The 17011-nt window shown below is 67.1% G+C and carries 18 protein-coding genes; 9 read left to right on the top strand and 9 right to left on the bottom strand.

Annotated features, from left to right (window positions below; translation table 11 throughout):
* Together GXY47_06755 and GXY47_06760 are read left to right on the top strand one after the other, a co-directional pair.
* Nucleotides 1-406: type IV pili twitching motility protein PilT (locus GXY47_06755; GenBank protein ID NLV30842.1), on the top strand; the 406-nt coding region annotated here is incomplete at its 5' end.
* A gap of 119 nt (nucleotides 407-525) precedes the next feature.
* Nucleotides 526-2706, top strand: coding sequence for a carbohydrate binding family 9 domain-containing protein (locus GXY47_06760; protein NLV30843.1), 2181 nt, complete (start codon nucleotides 526-528; stop codon nucleotides 2704-2706).
* Between the two features lie 12 nt (nucleotides 2707-2718).
* Here GXY47_06760 and GXY47_06765 read toward each other — a convergent pair whose 3' ends face one another.
* The 6 genes from GXY47_06765 to nhaR all read right to left on the bottom strand — a co-directional run bounded on the left by GXY47_06765 (nucleotide 2719) and on the right by nhaR (nucleotide 8186).
* Nucleotides 2719-3120, bottom strand: coding sequence for a hypothetical protein (locus GXY47_06765; protein ID NLV30844.1), 402 nt, complete (start codon nucleotides 3118-3120; stop codon nucleotides 2719-2721).
* Nucleotides 3117-3557 (bottom strand): hypothetical protein, encoded by a 441-nt coding sequence (locus GXY47_06770; protein NLV30845.1) that lies wholly within the window; start codon nucleotides 3555-3557, stop codon nucleotides 3117-3119. The genes GXY47_06765 and GXY47_06770 overlap by 4 nt, the downstream gene beginning before the upstream one ends.
* Nucleotides 3554-4156, bottom strand: a complete 603-nt coding sequence (locus GXY47_06775) for a sigma-70 family RNA polymerase sigma factor (GenBank protein ID NLV30846.1) — start codon at nucleotides 4154-4156, stop codon at nucleotides 3554-3556. The genes GXY47_06770 and GXY47_06775 overlap by 4 nt, the downstream gene beginning before the upstream one ends.
* A gap of 159 nt (nucleotides 4157-4315) precedes the next feature.
* Nucleotides 4316-5992: a VWA domain-containing protein gene (locus GXY47_06780; GenBank protein ID NLV30847.1), complete on the bottom strand. Its 1677-nt coding sequence runs from the start codon at nucleotides 5990-5992 to the stop codon at nucleotides 4316-4318.
* Nucleotides 5993-6630: 638 nt separating this feature from the next.
* On the bottom strand, nucleotides 6631-7149 hold the full coding sequence (locus GXY47_06785) for a sigma-70 family RNA polymerase sigma factor (protein ID NLV30848.1): 519 nt from the start codon (nucleotides 7147-7149) through the stop codon (nucleotides 6631-6633).
* Between the two features lie 122 nt (nucleotides 7150-7271).
* A complete protein-coding gene (nhaR, locus tag GXY47_06790) occupies nucleotides 7272-8186 on the bottom strand; it encodes a transcriptional activator NhaR (GenBank protein NLV30849.1) in 915 nt (304 codons plus the stop codon).
* A gap of 108 nt (nucleotides 8187-8294) precedes the next feature.
* Here nhaR and GXY47_06795 point away from each other — a divergent pair, with 108 nt between their 5' ends.
* A complete protein-coding gene (locus GXY47_06795; GenBank protein NLV30850.1) occupies nucleotides 8295-9233 on the top strand; it encodes a TerC family protein in 939 nt (312 codons plus the stop codon).
* Here GXY47_06795 and GXY47_06800 read toward each other — a convergent pair.
* Nucleotides 9230-9517 carry a hypothetical protein gene (locus GXY47_06800; protein ID NLV30851.1) on the bottom strand — a complete coding sequence of 96 codons (288 nt, stop codon included), beginning with the start codon at nucleotides 9515-9517 and terminating at the stop codon, nucleotides 9230-9232. The genes GXY47_06795 and GXY47_06800 overlap by 4 nt on opposite strands.
* 87 nt (nucleotides 9518-9604) lie before the next feature.
* Here GXY47_06800 and GXY47_06805 point away from each other — a divergent pair, with 87 nt between their 5' ends.
* Genes GXY47_06805 through GXY47_06815 form a run of 3 tightly spaced genes read left to right on the top strand, consistent with a single transcriptional unit; the run spans nucleotide 9605 to nucleotide 11737 of the window.
* A complete protein-coding gene (locus GXY47_06805) occupies nucleotides 9605-10204 on the top strand; it encodes a DUF2179 domain-containing protein (GenBank protein NLV30852.1) in 600 nt (199 codons plus the stop codon).
* A complete protein-coding gene (locus GXY47_06810) occupies nucleotides 10183-11082 on the top strand; it encodes a methionine synthase I, cobalamin-binding domain-containing protein (GenBank protein ID NLV30853.1) in 900 nt (299 codons plus the stop codon). Before GXY47_06805 ends, GXY47_06810 begins: the two co-directional genes overlap by 22 nt.
* Nucleotide 11083: 1 nt before the next feature.
* Nucleotides 11084-11737, top strand: a complete 654-nt coding sequence (locus GXY47_06815; protein ID NLV30854.1) for a hypothetical protein — start codon at nucleotides 11084-11086, stop codon at nucleotides 11735-11737.
* On the opposite strand, the gene GXY47_06820 is transcribed toward GXY47_06815, so the two are convergent.
* Nucleotides 11653-12804, bottom strand: a complete 1152-nt coding sequence (locus tag GXY47_06820; GenBank protein ID NLV30855.1) for an ATP-binding protein — start codon at nucleotides 12802-12804, stop codon at nucleotides 11653-11655. The genes GXY47_06815 and GXY47_06820 overlap by 85 nt on opposite strands.
* A 159-nt stretch (nucleotides 12805-12963) precedes the next feature.
* Here GXY47_06820 and GXY47_06825 point away from each other — a divergent pair, with 159 nt between their 5' ends.
* Nucleotides 12964-13383, top strand: a complete 420-nt coding sequence (locus GXY47_06825; protein NLV30856.1) for a hypothetical protein — start codon at nucleotides 12964-12966, stop codon at nucleotides 13381-13383.
* On the opposite strand, the gene GXY47_06830 is transcribed toward GXY47_06825, so the two are convergent.
* A complete protein-coding gene (locus GXY47_06830) occupies nucleotides 13349-15454 on the bottom strand; it encodes a VWA domain-containing protein (GenBank protein NLV30857.1) in 2106 nt (701 codons plus the stop codon). The genes GXY47_06825 and GXY47_06830 overlap by 35 nt on opposite strands.
* A gap of 735 nt (nucleotides 15455-16189) precedes the next feature.
* Between GXY47_06830 and GXY47_06835 the strand changes: the two genes are divergently transcribed.
* Nucleotides 16190-16426, top strand: coding sequence for a hypothetical protein (locus GXY47_06835; protein ID NLV30858.1), 237 nt, complete (start codon nucleotides 16190-16192; stop codon nucleotides 16424-16426).
* Between the two features lie 9 nt (nucleotides 16427-16435).
* Nucleotides 16436-16672, top strand: coding sequence for a hypothetical protein (locus GXY47_06840; protein NLV30859.1), 237 nt, complete (start codon nucleotides 16436-16438; stop codon nucleotides 16670-16672).
* Nucleotides 16673-17011: the final 339 nt, after the last annotated feature.

Raw genomic sequence — 17011 nt, forward strand, 5'->3', positions numbered from 1 at the left:
CGGGCACCTGGTGCTGTCGACGGTCCACACCACCGACGCCCCGCGCACCATCAACCGGATTCTCAGCGTCTTCGACCCCTCCGAGCAGGCCGCGGCCCGGCTGCGCCTTTCGGAGACCCTGCTGGGCGTCGTCTCCCAGCGCCTCCTGCAGAAGGCGGACCGGAGCGGACGGGTGGCGGCGTGCGAGATCATGCGGCGCACCACCACCATCCAGGAATGCATCGCCGACCCCGACAAGATCCACATGATGAAGGAGTACATCGAGAAGGGGCGCGAGCATTACGGGATGCAGACGTTCGACCAGCACCTGACCGACCTCTACCGCGCCGGCACGATTTCGCTCGAGACGGCCAAATCGGCCGCCACCTCCGCCTCCGACTTCGAGCGCAACCTCCAGTTCGAATAAGGCCCCCGTCTTTCGCGTTTTCAGGAAAATCGGCCCGATCGGGCCGATTTTTTTGGAACGCCCCGCCCGGCGCGCGTATTCCCCCCGGAAGTTTTTGGCAAATTTTTGGGGGAAACCGCATGCATCTGTTGTCACCGACACGCCTTTACACCTGGAGCCGCTCTGCGGCCATCATCCTTGGCGCCCTCGGCGCGCCGCTCCTTCATGCCCAGCCTCCCGAGGGGCGCGCCTCGAGCGCCGCCGGGGAGATCCGCCTCGACGGGCGCCTGGACGAGGCGGCGTGGGCGGCCGCCGTCCCGATCGGCGAGCTGACGCAGGTCCTCCCGGATGAGGGGGGCAGCCCCAGCGAGAGGACCGAGATCCGGGTCCTGGTGGACAAGGACGCGCTCTACTTCGGCGTCGCCTGCTTCGACCGCTCCCCGGAGGGGATCATCGCCACCGAACTCACCCGCGATGCCGACCTCGACGTGGACGACAGCGTCTCGGTGGTGCTCGACCCCTTTTTCGACCACCGCAACGGCTTCTTCTTCAAGATCAACCCGAACGGCGCGCGCGCCGACGGGCAGATCTCCAACAGCGCCGAGTTCCCCAGCCTGGACTGGGACGGGATCTGGAACGCCCACGCCCGGATCACGGACGAGGGGTGGACGGCCGAAATCGAAATCCCCTGGAAGAGCCTCCGCTTCAAGCCCGGGCAGGAGGTCTGGGGGCTCAACGTCCAGCGCGTCATCAAGCGCCGGAACGAGACCGTCCGCTGGTCGGGGGCGCGGCGCGACATCTGGATCAGCAACCTCGCCGAGGCGGGGCGCCTCCAGGGGATCCCCGATGTGCGCCAGGGACTGGGCCTCGACATCCGCCCCTACGGGCTGGTGGCGCGCCGTGAGGGGAACGAATGGAAGGTGGACGGCGGGCTGGACGTTTCGAAGAACCTGGCCCCCAACCTGAACGCGTCCCTGACCGTCAACACCGATTTCGCCGAGACCGAGGTGGACGCACGCCAGGTCAACCTGACCCGCTTCGACCTCTTCTACCCCGAAAAACGCGCCTTCTTCCTCGAGGGGGCGGGGGTGTTCGACGTCGTGACCGGCATCCCCATGATGCCCGACCTCATCCCCTTCTTCAGCCGCCGCATCGGCCTGATGGAGCAGAACGGGATCGCGACCGAGGTGCCGGTCCTGGTCGGCGCCAAGATCACCGGGCGCCAGTCGGGGTACAACATCGGGCTGCTCGACGTCCAGACCGACGGGGTCGACCCGGTCGGGCTCGACGGGCAGAACCTGCTGGCCGCGCGCGTCAGCCGCGATTTCTGGAAGCAGTCGTACGTGGGGGGGATCTTCACCCGCGGCAACCCCTCAGGGGAGGGGGGCAACACCCTGGTGGGGGCCGACGCGCGCCTGGCCACCTCCACCTTCATGGGGGACAAGAACCTCAGCCTCAGCCTCTTCGCCTTCCGCACCGACGACGAGGCGAGCGACAGCTCCGGTTTCGCGGGAGGCTTTTTCATCGACTACCCCAACGACCTCTGGTTCGCCAACCTCTCCTGGAAACAGATCGGGGAGGACTTCCGCCCCGCGCTGGGCTTCGCACCCCGGACCGGGATCCGCAAGACCAACGCGATGTTCATGTTCCGCCCCCGGCCCGAAAAGGCCGGGATCCGGCAGGTCAGTTTCCAGCTCTTCCCGGAACTGATCACCGACCTGGACAACCGGGTGGACAACTGGCGGCTGGACATCACCCCCCTGGAAGTGGAGTTCAACTCGGGGGACGAGTTCGAGGTCTCGATCGTCCCCCAGTTCGAGCGCCTCACCGTCCCCTTCCCGATCAGCCGGGAGGTCACCGTCCCCGCCGGCGCCTACCGCTTCGACCGCTACGGCGTGAGCGTGGAGACGGCGACCAAGCGCCCCTGGGTGGCCTCCTTCGAGGCCCAGTTCGGCAGCTTCTACGACGGGACGCGGAGGGACCTGGCGCTCGACCTGACCCTCAAGCCGAGCCACCACCTCCTCGTCGGCGCGGGGGCGGAGCGGGCCGACGTCAGCCTGCCGGCGGGCGATTTCTTCACCCAGCTCTTCTCGCTGCGGGGCAACGTCAACTTCACCCCCAACGTCTCCTGGGCCAACCTGGTGCAGTACGACACGGAATCGCGCATCCTCGGCTTCCAGACCCGCTTCCGCTGGATCCTCAAACCGGGGAGCGACCTCTTCTTCGTCTGGAACCGGGGCTGGTTCAGGACTTTCGAGCACGACTACGTGTCGAGCTTCGACCGCGGGACGGTCAAGCTGCAGTACACCTTCCGGTTTTAGGAGAATGGATCGTCAGCGCCGGCCGTGGCCGCCGCGTCCCTCGTGGGACGAGCGGCCGCGCCGGTCGGCCTCCTCGAGGATCTCGAGATACTTCTTCTTCTGCCCCTCGTCGAGGATGGCGGCGATGTGGTCGTTGGTCTCCTTGCGGATGGCCTCGAGCTCCGACTCCCACCCCGTCCTGCTGCGGGCGATCCGGCCGCGGCTTTCCTCCAGGATCTCGTGGAGCCGGGCCTGCTGCTCCCCGCTGAGGTCGAGCCGGGCGGCCAGCCGGTCGGTGTGCGCCCGGGTCCGCCCCGCCTCGCCCGCGGCCGGGTGCCCCGGGATCCCCAGAAAATGACGCCCCCCCCAGCCCAGCAGGACGCCGACCAGGAGCACGGCGACGATGACGGCCAGGGCGCTCTGCCTCGTCTTCATCGGAGGTCCCCCCCCGTCAGCCACGATTCCATTTCCTCGTCCCCGAACTCCTCGACCGGGCGCTCGGTACCCGCCGTGGCCAACAGCGCGTCCAGTCCCGCCGGTTCCGGGGCCGGGCCGGGAGAGCCCCCCCCGAACAGGAGCAGCAAAAGCGCCAGCGCGGCCAGCCCGGACCAGACGGGGGCGGGGCGCAGCCAGGAGAGGAGGAGCACGTCCCAGGAGCGCCCACGGTCGAACGCGCGCCCGGCGATCGCCCGGGACGCCAGGCGCGCCGTCCCGATCTCCTCCTCCCGGACCAGGTGCGCGAGGTTGTCCAGGAGCAGCCGCCGCTCCCGGCAGGAGGGGCAGGAGTCGAGGTGGGACTCGAACCGCCGCGCCTCCAGGGGATCGAGCATGCCGTCCCGGTAACGGTCAAACAGGCTGCAGGGCCTTTTCATCCTTCCCCCTTCTTCTCCAGTTTCCGAAACTCCCGGTGGAGCTCGTGGCGCGCGCGCCAGACGCGCACGCGGGCGGTAGTCTCCGGGACCCCCAGGGCAGCGGCGACCTCGGCGTACTCCCGCCCCTCGATCTCCCGGAGCACGAACGCCATGCGCCGCTTCGCGGGGAGCCGTTCGAGCAGCCCCCGGGCCACCTCGAGATACCGGCCCCGGTCGGGCTCCCCCTCATCAGCGTGCGGGAGGGTGGACATCCGCTCGAGCACCCGCCGCTCCTCCGACTCCGATAGGTCGCTCCAGAGCCGGGTCCGGTCCGTCTTCCGCCGCCGGAGCCGGTCGATACAGTAGTTGGCGGCGATCCGGAGGATCCAGGGGGCGAAGGGGTAGCGCGGGTCGAACCGGTCGAGCCCCACCAGGGCGCGGATGAAAACCTCCTGGACCGCGTCCTCGGCGTCGGCCGTGTTGCCCAGGGTGCGGCGCACCGTCCGCCACACCGCGTCCCGGTACCGCTCCACCAGCAGGCCGAAGGCATCCCGGTCGCCGTCGCGCGCCGCCCGGATCAGGCCCGAATCGTCGTTTCCCGGCGCCCCTCCCATCCTCACTCCGGTCTCTCCGGTGCCGATCCGCGCCCGGTCCCGGCGTCCTCAAGGGGGCCGCAATGTGACATACGCGCCCGCCCCGTCCCGTTCCAGATTTTCTCAAGTCCGCTATGGCCGATGAGGCGATTGTATCAGAAAACGGGGCCGGCCGGGATTCCGGGCCTATTTCCCGAAGGAGATGGCCCGGTGGACCAGGCGGATGAACTCCCCGCGGTAGCCGTTCGGGTCGGCCCCCTTCCCCTCCTTAGCCCACTCGAGCGCGCGTTCGAGATCGGCGCTGCCCCGGTGGGCGGAATCGCCGAGGACCAGGCCGAAGGCGGCGACGGCTGCGGCGAACTTGAAGTCCCCCGAGGCGCGGGCGAACTTCCCGGGCGCGTTTTTGACCGTGTACTCGTAAAGCACGCTCCGGTCCCCTTCCGGCTCCTTGGAGCGGATCTTGACCGTAACCAGCTCGTCGCCCGCGGCCGCGGCCGAGACCGGCGCCGGCTTCCGGTACTTGAGCGGGTCCACTCCAGGTTTCCCCGCCGCTTCCGGAGGCACCAGCTCGTAGAGCGCGGTCACGGCGTGTCCCGCCCCGATCACGCCCGCCCGTTTGGCGTCGTCGTTGAAGTCCTCCTTCGCCATGAGGCGGTTCTCGTACCCGATCAGGCGGTAGGCCCCCACGTGCCGGGGGTTGAACTCCACCTGGATCTTCACGTCCCTGGCGATCGCCACCAGCGTCGCGTCCATCTGCTCCACCAGCACCTTTTTCGCCTCGCCGAGACCGTCGATGTAGGCGTAATTGCCCCGCCCCCGGTCGGCCAGCAGCTCCAGGGTGGAGTCCTTGTAGTTCCCCATCCCGAACCCCAGGGCGCTGAGGTAGACGCCGGTGTCGGCCTTCTCCTCGATGAGGCGCGTCAGCTCCCCGTGGCTGGTGACGCCGACGTTGAAGTCGCCGTCGGTGGCGAGGATGACGCGGTTGACCCCCCCGCGGATGAAGTTCTCCTCGGCCGTCCGGTAAGCCAGCCGGATCCCGGAGGCGCCCGCCGTGCTCCCCCCGGAGCGCAGTTCGCCGATCGCCTCCCGGATCCGCTCCTTGCGGTCCCCCCCGGTCGGGGGGAGCCACACGCGCGTGTTCCCCGCGTAGACCACGATGGCGACCCGGTCCGACTCGGTCATCCGGTCCACCAGCAGCCCCAGGGCCTCCTTCACGAGCGGGAGCTTGTTGCGAGGCGCCATCGACCCGGAAACGTCGATGAGAAAGACGAGGTTGCTCGCCGGCCGCTTCCCCGCCTCGATCTCCCGCCCCTTGAGGCCGATGCGCAGCAGCCGGTGCTCCGGCTGCCAGGGGGCCTCGGCCAGCTCGAAGTGGACGGCGAAGGGCTTGCCGTCGGTCGGGGGCGCGTAGGCGTAATCGAAGTAGTTGACCAGCTCCTCGATCCGGACGGCGTCGGCGGGTGGCCTCCGCCCGCTTTCCAGGAACCGCCTCACGTTCGAGTAGGACGCCGTGTCCACGTCGATCGAAAAGGTGGAGAGGGGATTCTCCAGCGCGTCGAGGAAGGGGTTTTCGGTCCGCGCGGCGTACGCTTCGGTGTTGAAACCCCCGCCCGGCCCGCGCACCACGCCACGCCCCATCTCCGCATCCACGGGCGCAAGGAGCCTTTTAAACTCGCCCACAAGTTCCGGATCGACGCGGCTCCGGGATACGGTCCCCGATTTGTGCCGGACCTCGCTCACCGTGACCCCGTCGCGCTGGATATTGATGTTCCCGGCCGCCACGCCCGCGAAGGTCTGGGTGTTGTCGCTGAAGATGGGGTCCTCGGCCTTGACCACGCCGCCCATGATGTTGATCAGGTCCATCACGTCGTTCGAGGCCAGAGGCAGCTGGGCAAGAGATTCCTCCAAAAGCAAATTCTGGGGGCCCTCGGTGCGTTCGTTGCCGCTGGGAGGCGGCTGCGGAACCGACGTCTCCTGCACCGGCGACGGGAGCGCGGGTACCGGGCCCGGCGCGGCTGCAGCGTCGGCCTCCGGAGGGGCGGATTCGGCTCTTTCGGGTTGCGGGGCCGAAGGCCCGGCCGGCGCCAGGCTCTTCTCCTCCATAGCCGGCGGCGGGACCGCGCTTTCGGCGGTCTGATGGAGGACGGCGGCCATCCGCTCCCGGCCGGGGTCGGGCCGGAACAGCTGCCGCTGCGCCAGGAAGGACACGAAGAGGATCACGGCCGCGGCGGCCGCCAGGGCCCAGGCGGGGCGCACCCCGAACCAGGTTTTTCCGGATGCCGCCCGCGTCTGGACGGCCGCTCGCTGGGCCGGCGCCAGGCCCGGCTCCGGCCCCGTCATCAGCTCGCGCGCGAGGAGGTCGGCCGTCTCTCGGATCTCCGCCACCAGCGCGGCGATTTCGGGGGATGCGCCCACGATCGCTTCCAGTTCCGCCCGCTCCTTTTCATCGGTGACCTCCCCGAGCGCGTAGGCGGTCCAGATGGGGTCGTTCAGGTCTCTGTTCATTTCGCCCTCCCCGGGGCCGGTTCGGTCCGGACCCTTTCCCGGATGGTCTTCAGTCCCGCGTGGATGAGAAAACCGACGTTGCTCACCGACAGGCCGGTGACGCGGCTGATCTCCTGGTAGCTCAGATCCCCCTGGAACTTGAGCCGCAGGACCTCCTGCTGGTTGGCGGGGAGGGTGTCGAGGATTTTCAGAATGCCGGCCAGGCGCTCCTGCAGCTCCAGGGCCGCCGATATTTCGGGCCCCGGGTGAGGTCGGGCGCCGAGCCGGGCAGCGCTGATTCCGGTCATGCGTCGCTCCTTTCTAAGCACATCCAGGGCGCGGTTGCGGCAGACGGTGTAGAGCCACTGCCCCAGGTGGTCGCGGATCGGGCCGGGGCCCCGGCGGCAGAGCTGGAGGAAGGTGTCCTGCACCACCTCGCGCGCCCGCTCGGGATCCCGGGTGATGTGAGAGGCGTAGCGCACGAGCGGCCCTTCGTACTCGTCGAGGATGGGTGAAATCCAGCTGGCGTCCGGCATGCTCGGCCCTCGTCGTTGTTTGCCGTCTCTCTACCCTGAATGACGATCGTCCGCGGATTTTCTTAGAAAAAACGTCGCCTGATCGGAATGGGGCGATTGTAACCCGGCCGCGGGCCGCCGGATCAACGATCTTTGCCGGCCGAGGTCCCCAACCACGCTTCCGCCGCGTCGCAGATGCCGGCCACGGCCGGGTTCTGGATCCGGCGCTCGGCCGTCAGCGCGTAGAGCGACTCCCGCACCCCGGAGGCGTCGCCCACCCAGCGCACCCCGAGCTGCCCCTCGATCTCCCGGCGGATCACCGTGGGGGCGGGGAAGGCCCCGACCCCCTGCTGGCCGAAGGCGCCCAGCAGGGCGCTGTCCTCGAACTCCCCCAGCAGGGCGGGGCGGAGGCCGCGGTCGGCAAACCACCGCTCGAGCGAGCGCCGCATCATCGTGTCGGCGGTGGGGAGGAGGAGCGGGGCGCCGTCGAGGGAGCGGGGGAAGCCGCGCCGCAGCCGGGAGGCCAGGGGCGGCCGGGCGAAAAAGGCCACCTCCGACCCCCCGAGCAGGCGGCTGTAGGCCCGGACCTTCGCGGTCGGGGCGGCCGGGGCGTCGGTCAGGACCAGGTCGAGCTCGTACAGTGCCAGCTCGGCCAGGAGCCGGTCCGACCGCCCTTCCCGGCAGACGAGGCGCACCGGCCCCGAAGCGAACGCCGGCAGGAGCACCCGTTCCGCCACGAGTTTGGGCACCACGTCGGCCACCCCGACCGTGACCCTGAGCGGCTGGCCGACCGGGCGGTCCCCCAGGGTGTCCACAAGCTCCCGCCCCAGGCTGAAGATCTCCTCCGCGTAGCGGTAGACCACCCTGCCGCTTTCGGTCAGGACCAGGCGCCGCCCCTTGCGGGCGAAGAGGGGGTGGCCGAGCGCCGCCTCGAGCTGGTGGATCTGCTTGCTGACGGTCGACTGCGCCAGGCCGAGTCCGGCGCTCGCGCGGGCGAGCCCCCCTTCGCGCGCGACGCGCCAGAAGTAGAGCAGGTGGTGGTAGTTGATCCATTCCATGGCGGGATCATACTTCGTCTGAATCGAATGATAAAGCTTATATTATCTGTTTGTCGAAGTAACGGGGACCCCGTATGATGGGCGTCCACTGGAGAGGAGCGGAGTCTCATGGGAGCGGGGATCGGCACGCCGGAGCTGTGGGCCGGGTTCATCATCTTCATCCTGGCGATGTTGGCGCTCGACCTGGGGGTGTTCCACCGCCGGGCGCACGAGGTGAGCACGCGGGAGGCCCTCGCCTGGTCCCTGGTCTGGATCGCGCTCGCCCTGCTGTTCAACGCGGGGATCTATCACTGGTTCGGGCGGGAGCGGGCCCTGGAGTTTTTTACCGGCTACCTGATCGAAAAAGCCCTCTCGGTCGACAACCTCTTCGTCTTCCTGGTCCTCTTCACCTACTTCGCGGTTCCCGCGGCGCTCCGGCACCGGGTCCTCTTCTGGGGCATCCTCGGCGCCCTGGTCATGCGCGCCCTCTTCATCGCGGCGGGGACGGCCCTGATCGCCGCCTTTCACTGGGTCCTCTACCTGTTCGGCGCCTTCCTGGTCTTCACCGGCCTCAAGCTCCTGGCGGCGCGGGACGAGGGGATCGAGCCGGAGCGCAACCCCGTGCTGCGCCTGATCCGGCGCGTCCTCCCCTCGGTGCCGGAGTACCACGGCGCCCGCTTCGTGGTCCGGCGCGCCGGGCGCTGGTTCGCCACCCCCCTGCTCGCGGTCCTCGTCATGATCGAGGCGACCGACATCGTCTTCGCCCTCGACTCGATCCCCGCCGTCTTCGCCATCACCCGCGACCCCTTCATCGTCTTCACTTCCAACATCTTCGCGGTCCTGGGGCTGCGCGCCCTCTTCTTTTTGCTCGCGGGGATGCTGGGGCGCTTCCGCTACCTCAAGGTGGGGCTCGGCCTGGTGCTCGCCTTCGTCGGGGTCAAGATGCTGCTCGTGGACCTGGTGCGGGTGCCCATCGCCCTGTCGCTCGGCGTCATCGCCTGCCTGCTCGGACTCTCGGTGGCGGCCTCCATGCTCCTGCCGGAGCGGCGGTCCGAAGCGCTGGACTAGTCGGTCCCCGATGCCTGCGTCCCCGGCGCCGGGTCCGGCTTTGGCCGCCCCCCCTTCCTGCGGAAGAGGAGGTCCTTCAGCCGCATCCCCTCCTCCTGGAACCTCTTCAACAGCCGGCGGGCCCAGAGGAACTCGACCGCCAGGATGGCCAGGCCGGCCCAGACCACGGCCAGGCCGGGCCCGGGAATCCCCGGGATGGCCAAAAGCAGGCCCAGGCCCATCAGCGTGAAGCCGAAGACGATCATGATCCAGCGCCGGGCGGTCCTCAGGGTCTTGATGAACATGCAGTCAGGATAGCATGGGGCGATCCGCCTTCCTATGGCCGGATCGCGGCCGTGGACGAAATCCCCCGGAAATGATACAAAGTCTTCATGGACATGCCGGCGTTTCTCAATTCCCCGCTCTACGTCTACGGGGTGCTCCCGCTCCTGATCTTCCTGGCGCGGATCGCCGACGTGAGCCTCGACACGCTGCGCATCATCTTCATCAACCGGAGCCTCCGCTACCTGGCCGCGTTTTTCGGCTTCGTCCAGGTCCTGATCTGGCTCATGGTGATCCGGCAGATTTTCCAGAGCCTCGACAACCCGCTCTGCTACATCGCCTACGCCGCCGGCTTCGCCGCCGGGAACATCATCGGCCTCGTCATCGAAAACCGCCTTTCCATCGGCAGGGTCGTCATCCGCACCATCACCCGCCGGGAGGGGGACGGGCTGGTCGCCTTCCTCCGCTCCTCCGGCTTCGGGGTCACCTCGCACGACGCGGTGGGGTCCACCGGCCCGGTCAAGGTGATCTTCACCATCGTGGAGCGGAGCGACATCCCGATGGTGGTCGAAACGATCAAGCGGTTCAACCCCAACGCCTTCTATTCCGTGGAGGACGTGCGCTTCGTGAGCGAGGCGGTCACCCCGCACCGCCTCCCCGTCCCCCGCAGGTGGAGAAAGATGATTTCATGGACCCGGAACAGGGTATGACGCTCGACGAACGGATAACGGCCGGCGGGCGCCCCCTGCTGCTCGACGGGGGGATGGGGACCCAGCTCGGCGAGGCCGGGCTGCCGATGGGGGCGGAAACCTGCCTCAGCCACCCCGACGCCGTCGGGGCGGTCCACCGGGCCTACGCCGCCGCGGGCGCGGACCTCATCATCACCCATACCCTGACCCTGAACCGCGTCGCCGCGCAGGCGGCCGGGTCGGGCGTCGACATCCAGGCGGGAAACCGGGCCGGCGCCGCGATCGCGCGCTCGGCCGCCGGCACGGGGCGGTACGTCCTGGGCGATATCGGCACCACGGGGAAGCTGCTGGCTCCCGTCGGGCCCCTCGCGGAAAAGGACGCCCGCGCCGCCTACCTCGAACAGGCCGCGGCGCTGGCCGAAGGGGGGGTGGACGGTTTCATCGTGGAAACCATGATCAGCCTCCCGGAAGCGCTCGTGGCGCTGGGCGCGTGCCGCGAGGCGGCGCCCGCGCTCCCCGTCCTCGTGTCGATGACGTTCAAAATGACGCCGAAGGGGGCGCGGACGGTGATGGGAAACTCGGTCGCCGACTGCGCCCGGGCGCTGGAGGAGGCGGGAGCGACGGCCGTGGGCGCCAACTGCGGCGACCTCGCCCCCCTCGAAATGGCCGCCCTGGTCCCCCTCTTCCGGGAGTCGTGCGCGCTGCCGGTCATGATCCAGCCGAACGCCGGCCGTCCCCTGCTGGTCGACGGCCGTACCGTGTTCCGCATGACGCCGGAGGATTTCGCCGCGGGGACCGTGCGCGCGGCCGAAGCGGGCGCGCGCCTCGTCGGCGGCTGCTGCGGGACGACGCCGGCCCATATCAAGGCCCTGGCCCTGCGGCTCGGCGGGGGGAAATGACATGGAGCTGATCCTTCGGGTCGCGCGGATCGAGCTGGTCGAAACGGCCGAAGGGAAGGCGCGAGTGCGCCTGACGGGGGCGGGCGGGGAGGATTGCGTCCTGGAACTCGAGCCGGGCGCCGCCGTGGACTTCGCCCCCGACGAGGACGAAGGGGGGTGGGGACTCGCCGGGGGGATGGAAGACCTGCTCTCCCCCCCGCCCGGAGAGGGGCCCCTGGAAGAAGCGGGCCCTCCTCCGGCCCGCCCCAACCGGGTGCTCGAACGGCTGGCAGAACTGGAACCCGCGCTCACCCGAACGCCCTGCCCCGGGTGCGGCCGGACCGAGGAGCTCGCGATCACCCAGGAGGGGGTCGTCGCGCTCTGCCGGGAGTGCGGCCGGCTGCGGCGAATCGACGCCGCGACGCTCCAGCGCCTGGCCGACCGGCTCGCCCTCCCCTGCTTCTCCTGCGGGACGGGGGCGCTCCGGAGCGAGGAAACCCCCTACGCCAATCTCCTGAAGTGCCCGAACCCCGGGTGCGGCGCCCGCAACTCCTGGCAGGGGATCCGCGACCGGCTGGACGCCATGCAACCTCAGGCTCCGGCGGATCCTTCCGGCGCCAGCCGCCCGCAAAATCGGTCAAGGGGAGAAACCACATCCATCCGGGCCAGGGAATAGCTTCTGCGCAGGTTGAACACAACCTGGGTGGCCCGCTCCGGCTTCATCCGTTCCGCGTAATAGACCAGCGCCTTATGCAAACCGTCATCGGAGAGTCTGACCTCCAGAAGCTCCCGAAGCCTGCCGTTCTCGATCCATGCAAAATCGATCTCCCGGCCCTCCTTGTCCCTGAGGTATTTGAGGTCGACCCGATATCCTTCGAAGTCCTCCCGAAATTCGGCCAGCTTCTTGAGTTCGCAGGCCACCAGGTTTTCAGCCTTGGCCCCCTCGTCGCCGATGACATCGCCGGTATCGTAGAAATAGACCTTCGGAGGTTTGCGAATGGCCCGGGGAAGCCCCCTGGACAAGGGCCAGACGGTGAAGATCACATACATGCGCTCCAGGAGCTCCAGCCACTTTTTTGCCGTGACCGGGGAGATTTCAAGATCCCCCGCAAGCTTCGCCAGCGTGACGGGGCTGCCTACGCGGCTACGCAGGGCATCCAGGAAGAGCCGCAACAGCGACAGGTCCCGGACATTCTCCAGATCCCGGATGTCCTCCCGAAAGACTCTGTCCATTCTTTCCCGGCGCAGGCGGCGGGCGGTCCGCTCGCTATCGGAAAGAAGAAGTTCCGGAAAACCGCCCAGGTTCATCAACCGGGTCAGGGCCTCCCTGCGCGGCACTTGAGGGGGCAACTCGGAAAGAGAGAAGGGATGAAGCCGCCAGAGATGATAACGTCCAAGCATCGAATCACCCCCCCGCCGATACACATCAAGCCGGGCGCTTCCGGTCACCAGATAGGTCTGACCTTGCGGCCGGGTATCAAAAACCCCCTTAAGCCACCTCTTCCATCTCCCGTACTTGTGAAGTTCATCGAAAACCACCAGATCCTTTTCTTCACCCCACCGCTGCTTGAGCACGGTACGTCGATCCAGGGCGCTGTCCAGGTTGAAGTAGGCCCCGCGGCCGTATTCCTCCAGAACCGCTTCGGCCAGGGTAGTCTTTCCGCATTGTCGCGGACCGGCGACGAAGACCATCTTCGACTTCAGGTCTTCCCGAACCATCGGATGAATGTAGCGGCGTTCCATGGCGCTCCCCCATCCTGGCTATTTATCACATAAGTAAAAAATAGCCAAGTCCATTTTACAGTACGATAAAAAACAGCCAGGTCGCCCATCCCGCCCCCGCCTCACGGGGGAGCCAGGGGCAGTGGCCTTTGGGAGCCGAATCCGTCATAATGGCGAGTTATGAATACACCGCGGAGAGGTGAGCCGCTCGTTGTTGCCGTTTTCATGGCCCTGGCGGCCGTGGCGGCCCTGGCGGCGCCGGACGAGGACCTCGTCAGCGGGGAGTGGGAGGTGAAGACGGCCGCCGCGGACGGGAGCCTGGCCAGAACGATCTTCGATTTCTACCTCGACGGCGGAGAGCTGAAAGGGTCGGTCCTGGCCTACCCCGAGTACGAATACCCGATCCGGGACGGGAAGGTCTCGGGGGACAAGATCTCCTTCTCCCTCGAGCAGGTGGTCGGGGGCCGCACCAGCTCCTATTTCTACGTGGGGAAGCTGAGGGGAGACACGATCGAGTTCGAGATCGCCCCCCTCTCCGGCCACGGCATCCCCAGGCGGGAGAAGCTCACGGTCCGGCGGGTGAAGCCGGCGGCGCCGTGATCTGGAAATCGAGCGCCTGGGACACGAGCCCGTCCTTCTCCTTTCTCCGCTTGTCCCGGGCCAGGAGCTCCAGCACGTAGTCCCCCGCGGCCAGGTCCTTCCCCAGGGTGAGCTTCTGGGTGACGGGGATCCGGTCGAAGTTTGTCAGCCCCCGGACATCGAGCGGCTGCGGCGCGCTCCGGAACACCTCGACGCCGTCCCGGTAAAGGACCGACTGCAGTTCCAGGTCGGCCGGCTCCTCCTTTTTGACCTTCGCGTGATAGAGCACCGCCATGTGCCGGAAGTTGTCCCCGGCGGCGTATTGCCGCAGCGCCGGGCTGCGGCCGTCGTCCCGCCCCAGGACCGGAGTGAAGACGGTTTCCTCCAGTTCCCGCGCCGTCCCCGAGCGGATCCACTCGGCGTCTTCCGCCGTGGCGAGAACGAAGATGTCGGAGAGCGCCAGCCGGTCCTTCCCGAGGTCGGGGATCTCGATGAACTGGTAGGCCGACCCGATCTTGCCCGAATCGATGTCCCGGACCGCCGCGCGGACGTAATAGGCCCCCGGCTTCCTGACCGGCAGGAGCAGCGAGAAACGGATCCCGTGCTCGCGCACCCAGTCGAGGTTCTCCTCCGGGATCCGGAAGAGGTAGCGGAGCAACCGGGAGTCGTGCACCCAGCCGTCGATGTCGGAGGTCAGGGCCACGGTCTCGACCTCGGCGAAATGCCCCTCCCCCGGCTTTTCCCTGAGGGTCAGGTTCCGGGAGTCGAGGTGGATCCAGGAGCGGAGCACGTACCCCGCCCCGGCGCCGTCGATGTAGCCCGAGGCCAGGCTGACGCCGAGGTCCCTGAACTGGAAGGGGGAGAAGATCGCCTCCTGGAGCGGGTGCCGCTCCGGGGGACCCGCCTCGTCGGCCGCCCTCCCGTAGAAGCCGTCGCGCGTGTGCACGGTCGCCCCCTTCCGTTTGACCTTGATGGTCACGCGGTGGTAGATGTCCCTGCGGTTCTCCTTGAACGTCGTCGCCGGGGGGGAGTAGGAAAGGAGGTAGTACCCCCGCAGCATGTTCCCCACTTCCTCCCCGACCCCGTCGACCATGAAGTTGGCGTTCTGCACGAAGGTGCCGCCGGTCTTCTGCGGCAGGGGGTTCTGCCCGTCCGAAAAGTTCTCCCCGAACCCGCTGAAGTCCCTCCCGGGGCTTTCCCCCCGGGTCCAGACGTTGGTGTCGGGGGCCAGGAGCCCCCGGACGTCCATCACGTGCACCACCGCCCCGCTCCGCAGCGCCTCGTCGGCCAGCTGGTTGTACTGCCTGAGGACGCGGTAGTAGAAATCGATGTCCTTGCCGGCGAACATGTCCTCCACCGTGGTGTAGATCGGCTTGGGGATGGTGGGCTGCGCCGAAAGGACGATCACGGCCTTGCGCCCGGGAAGGCGCCCGAGCGCCCCCAGGGCGTAGCGGATGGTCGAGATCTGGCTGTCGAAGATATAGTTCAGGTTGTAGTTGGCGCGGTCGAACTCGACGTCGCGCCCGGCGTTGGATCCCCAGCGCACCTTTTCGATCCGGGCCAGCAGCTGCCCCTTGTCCGCGAGAAACATCTGCAGCGCGCTGTTGCCGTACCCCGTCCTGAGGATGGCGACCATGTCGCCCGGCTGCATCTGCTTCTCCACGAAATTCTGCATCGCCATCCGGGCGTAATGGACGTGCTCGAACCGCATCGACATGTCGTCCACCACGAACACGATCGTGCGGTTCACCTCCTCCGGCTCCGGCGCCGGGGCGGGGAGCGGCGCGAGCGCCTTCGGCCGTTTCCCCGGCAGGCGGGGGGCCGCCTCCGGGGCGGTTTGGTTGGAGATGTAGGTCGCGGACGTCACCTCCTGCGGCAGCGTGTCCTGGTAGATCTCGAAATCCGCGGCGGTCAGGTCGGTGATCGGCCGCCCCTTTTTGTCGAGCACCACCGCGTCGAGCCTCACCTCCTCGACCGCCACCCGCACGGTGAATTGTTCCCGCGCCCCGTCCTCACCGACCTGGGCCGCAGCGGACGTGCTGCCGGCGACACCAGCCGCGATTACCAGCAATGCCAGCCATAACCTGTTCATGCGCCTGCCCCCCACGCTTTCCGAATACATTGCATCACGATCCCCAACACGATCGGCAACACCCATTGAAGGTTTCGACGCGAGGCTCCCAAACCCGCTCGGCCGCTTTCCCTGTTTTTTGCCTCACGAACCCTCCTCTCCCTGCCGGGGATCCGCATGGGCATTCATCGGTTGCGTTGGGATGTGGCGCCGTTGCACTCTCAGCCTGTGCCATTAGATTACCACTACCCGTAACCAGGCTGCGCAATAATTTATTGCATGCAAACAAGCCTGAACCTTTAGTGCTCCTGTTTGTATTTCCAATCAATAGGAGTTTGCTCGTTCCATCGCCCTCTCCAGCCTCTTTTTGCACGAAAACATGCGCTGCTCGGGGGAAGGGTTACCGTCTGCTCCCGCCTCCGGCTCGGCCTGGCCCAGGGCGACGGCAAACGCCCCTTCGGCCGCTTCCGGCGAGGAGTACGCATGGGTGGAGGCTCGGAAAACCGCCGGTTTCCACCCGCTTGAGGCGAAGTCTTCGGGCGAACTCGCCGCCGGGCCTCGTCACAGCCGGGCGGGAATGGACGTGGACTGCCCGCGTGTGTTACGCTGCATGCATGGTGAAGCTCGAGAAGTTGTAGGAGCACGTTCTTCTGCGCCGCTCGGATGGGAATGTGCCCTTCCTGTGCGGCTCGGGTTTGAAGAGAGTCATTCGCTTCCTCGATACCGTCCTCGAAAAAGCGGGACGCTCGTAGCCCTATGCCCGATTTTGATATACTGGAAGAGTTTGCGAACGTTGTGACCATTGCCATCGGCAAACGCATCCGGGAGCTTCCAAGGCTTGAGAAACAGTACGGCAGCGGACGATGGCGCAAGATGAAGGGGGAGGCTAAAATCCGCCTCACAAACGGGCGCGTCGTCAGGGCCGAGCTCCATTGGTACGAGGCCCACGGAATAGGCAGAAAAGAGTTTAAGAAAAAACGTTATCTCGAATAATGGAAACCTATGCGCAACTTAAAGAAAACCCAGCCGGGATTTGTTGTTTGTCTTAAAAACGAGGGCTATCCGGCTTCCCTGGAACGCCACAAGATCTACCGCGTGCTCCCGGATCCGGAAGCTGAAAAAGTCGGCGACATCAGGATCATCGATGAAAGCGGCGAGGATTATCTCTATCCGAAGGACTGGTTCGTCCTGATCACCGTCCCCGATGCCGTCGAAGCTTCCTTGCTCAGAACCGCCTGATTCCTTTCCCGAGATGTGCCTGAACCGAAATCGCCTGCATCGCAAATAGCCCTTCTCAGAGGGGGAAACGTATTTCCGCCATATTTCGTCCTCCAGGCGATTTGAAAAATGGCTTGGTATTGCGTCTCGGGCTGGGAGAGCTTGGCTCGACCAACCCGAGAATCTCCATCACTCCCCTTGTGGCTATTCAGAGAGATGCTCGGGAAGAGCTGAAGGATAGGGAGGATCAGCCGCCGTTTTCGTCAGGGCGCCAGCCGGTATTCCCTTCCCCCTCCCCTCTTCTGATAAGCATTATGTCGACTGCGAAAGCACCATCTTGACTATGGGGGGCATTTTACC

The organism is Acidobacteriota bacterium (genome assembly GCA_012729555.1).
In the GTDB taxonomy this organism is placed as follows: domain Bacteria; phylum Acidobacteriota; class UBA6911; order UBA6911; family UBA6911; genus UBA6911.

Excerpts from the sequence above, each read along its gene's own strand:
- GXY47_06760 (NLV30843.1), top strand. The coding sequence starts at position 526 with ATGCATCTGTTGTCACCGACACGCCTTTACACCTGGAGCCGCTCTGCG.
- GXY47_06765 (NLV30844.1), bottom strand. The coding sequence starts at position 3,120 with ATGAAGACGAGGCAGAGCGCCCTGGCCGTCATCGTCGCCGTGCTCCTG.
- GXY47_06770 (NLV30845.1), bottom strand. The coding sequence starts at position 3,557 with ATGAAAAGGCCCTGCAGCCTGTTTGACCGTTACCGGGACGGCATGCTC.
- GXY47_06780 (NLV30847.1), bottom strand. The coding sequence starts at position 5,992 with ATGGACCTGATCAACATCATGGGCGGCGTGGTCAAGGCCGAGGACCCC.
- GXY47_06785 (NLV30848.1), bottom strand. The coding sequence starts at position 7,149 with ATGCCGGACGCCAGCTGGATTTCACCCATCCTCGACGAGTACGAAGGG.
- nhaR (NLV30849.1), bottom strand. The coding sequence starts at position 8,186 with ATGGAATGGATCAACTACCACCACCTGCTCTACTTCTGGCGCGTCGCG.
- GXY47_06795 (NLV30850.1), top strand. The coding sequence starts at position 8,295 with ATGGGAGCGGGGATCGGCACGCCGGAGCTGTGGGCCGGGTTCATCATC.
- GXY47_06800 (NLV30851.1), bottom strand. The coding sequence starts at position 9,517 with ATGTTCATCAAGACCCTGAGGACCGCCCGGCGCTGGATCATGATCGTC.
- GXY47_06805 (NLV30852.1), top strand. The coding sequence starts at position 9,605 with ATGGACATGCCGGCGTTTCTCAATTCCCCGCTCTACGTCTACGGGGTG.
- GXY47_06810 (NLV30853.1), top strand. The coding sequence starts at position 10,183 with ATGGACCCGGAACAGGGTATGACGCTCGACGAACGGATAACGGCCGGC.
- GXY47_06815 (NLV30854.1), top strand. The coding sequence starts at position 11,084 with ATGGAGCTGATCCTTCGGGTCGCGCGGATCGAGCTGGTCGAAACGGCC.
- GXY47_06820 (NLV30855.1), bottom strand. The coding sequence starts at position 12,804 with ATGGAACGCCGCTACATTCATCCGATGGTTCGGGAAGACCTGAAGTCG.
- GXY47_06825 (NLV30856.1), top strand. The coding sequence starts at position 12,964 with ATGAATACACCGCGGAGAGGTGAGCCGCTCGTTGTTGCCGTTTTCATG.
- GXY47_06830 (NLV30857.1), bottom strand. The coding sequence starts at position 15,454 with ATGAACAGGTTATGGCTGGCATTGCTGGTAATCGCGGCTGGTGTCGCC.
- GXY47_06835 (NLV30858.1), top strand. The coding sequence starts at position 16,190 with ATGCCCGATTTTGATATACTGGAAGAGTTTGCGAACGTTGTGACCATT.
- GXY47_06840 (NLV30859.1), top strand. The coding sequence starts at position 16,436 with ATGCGCAACTTAAAGAAAACCCAGCCGGGATTTGTTGTTTGTCTTAAA.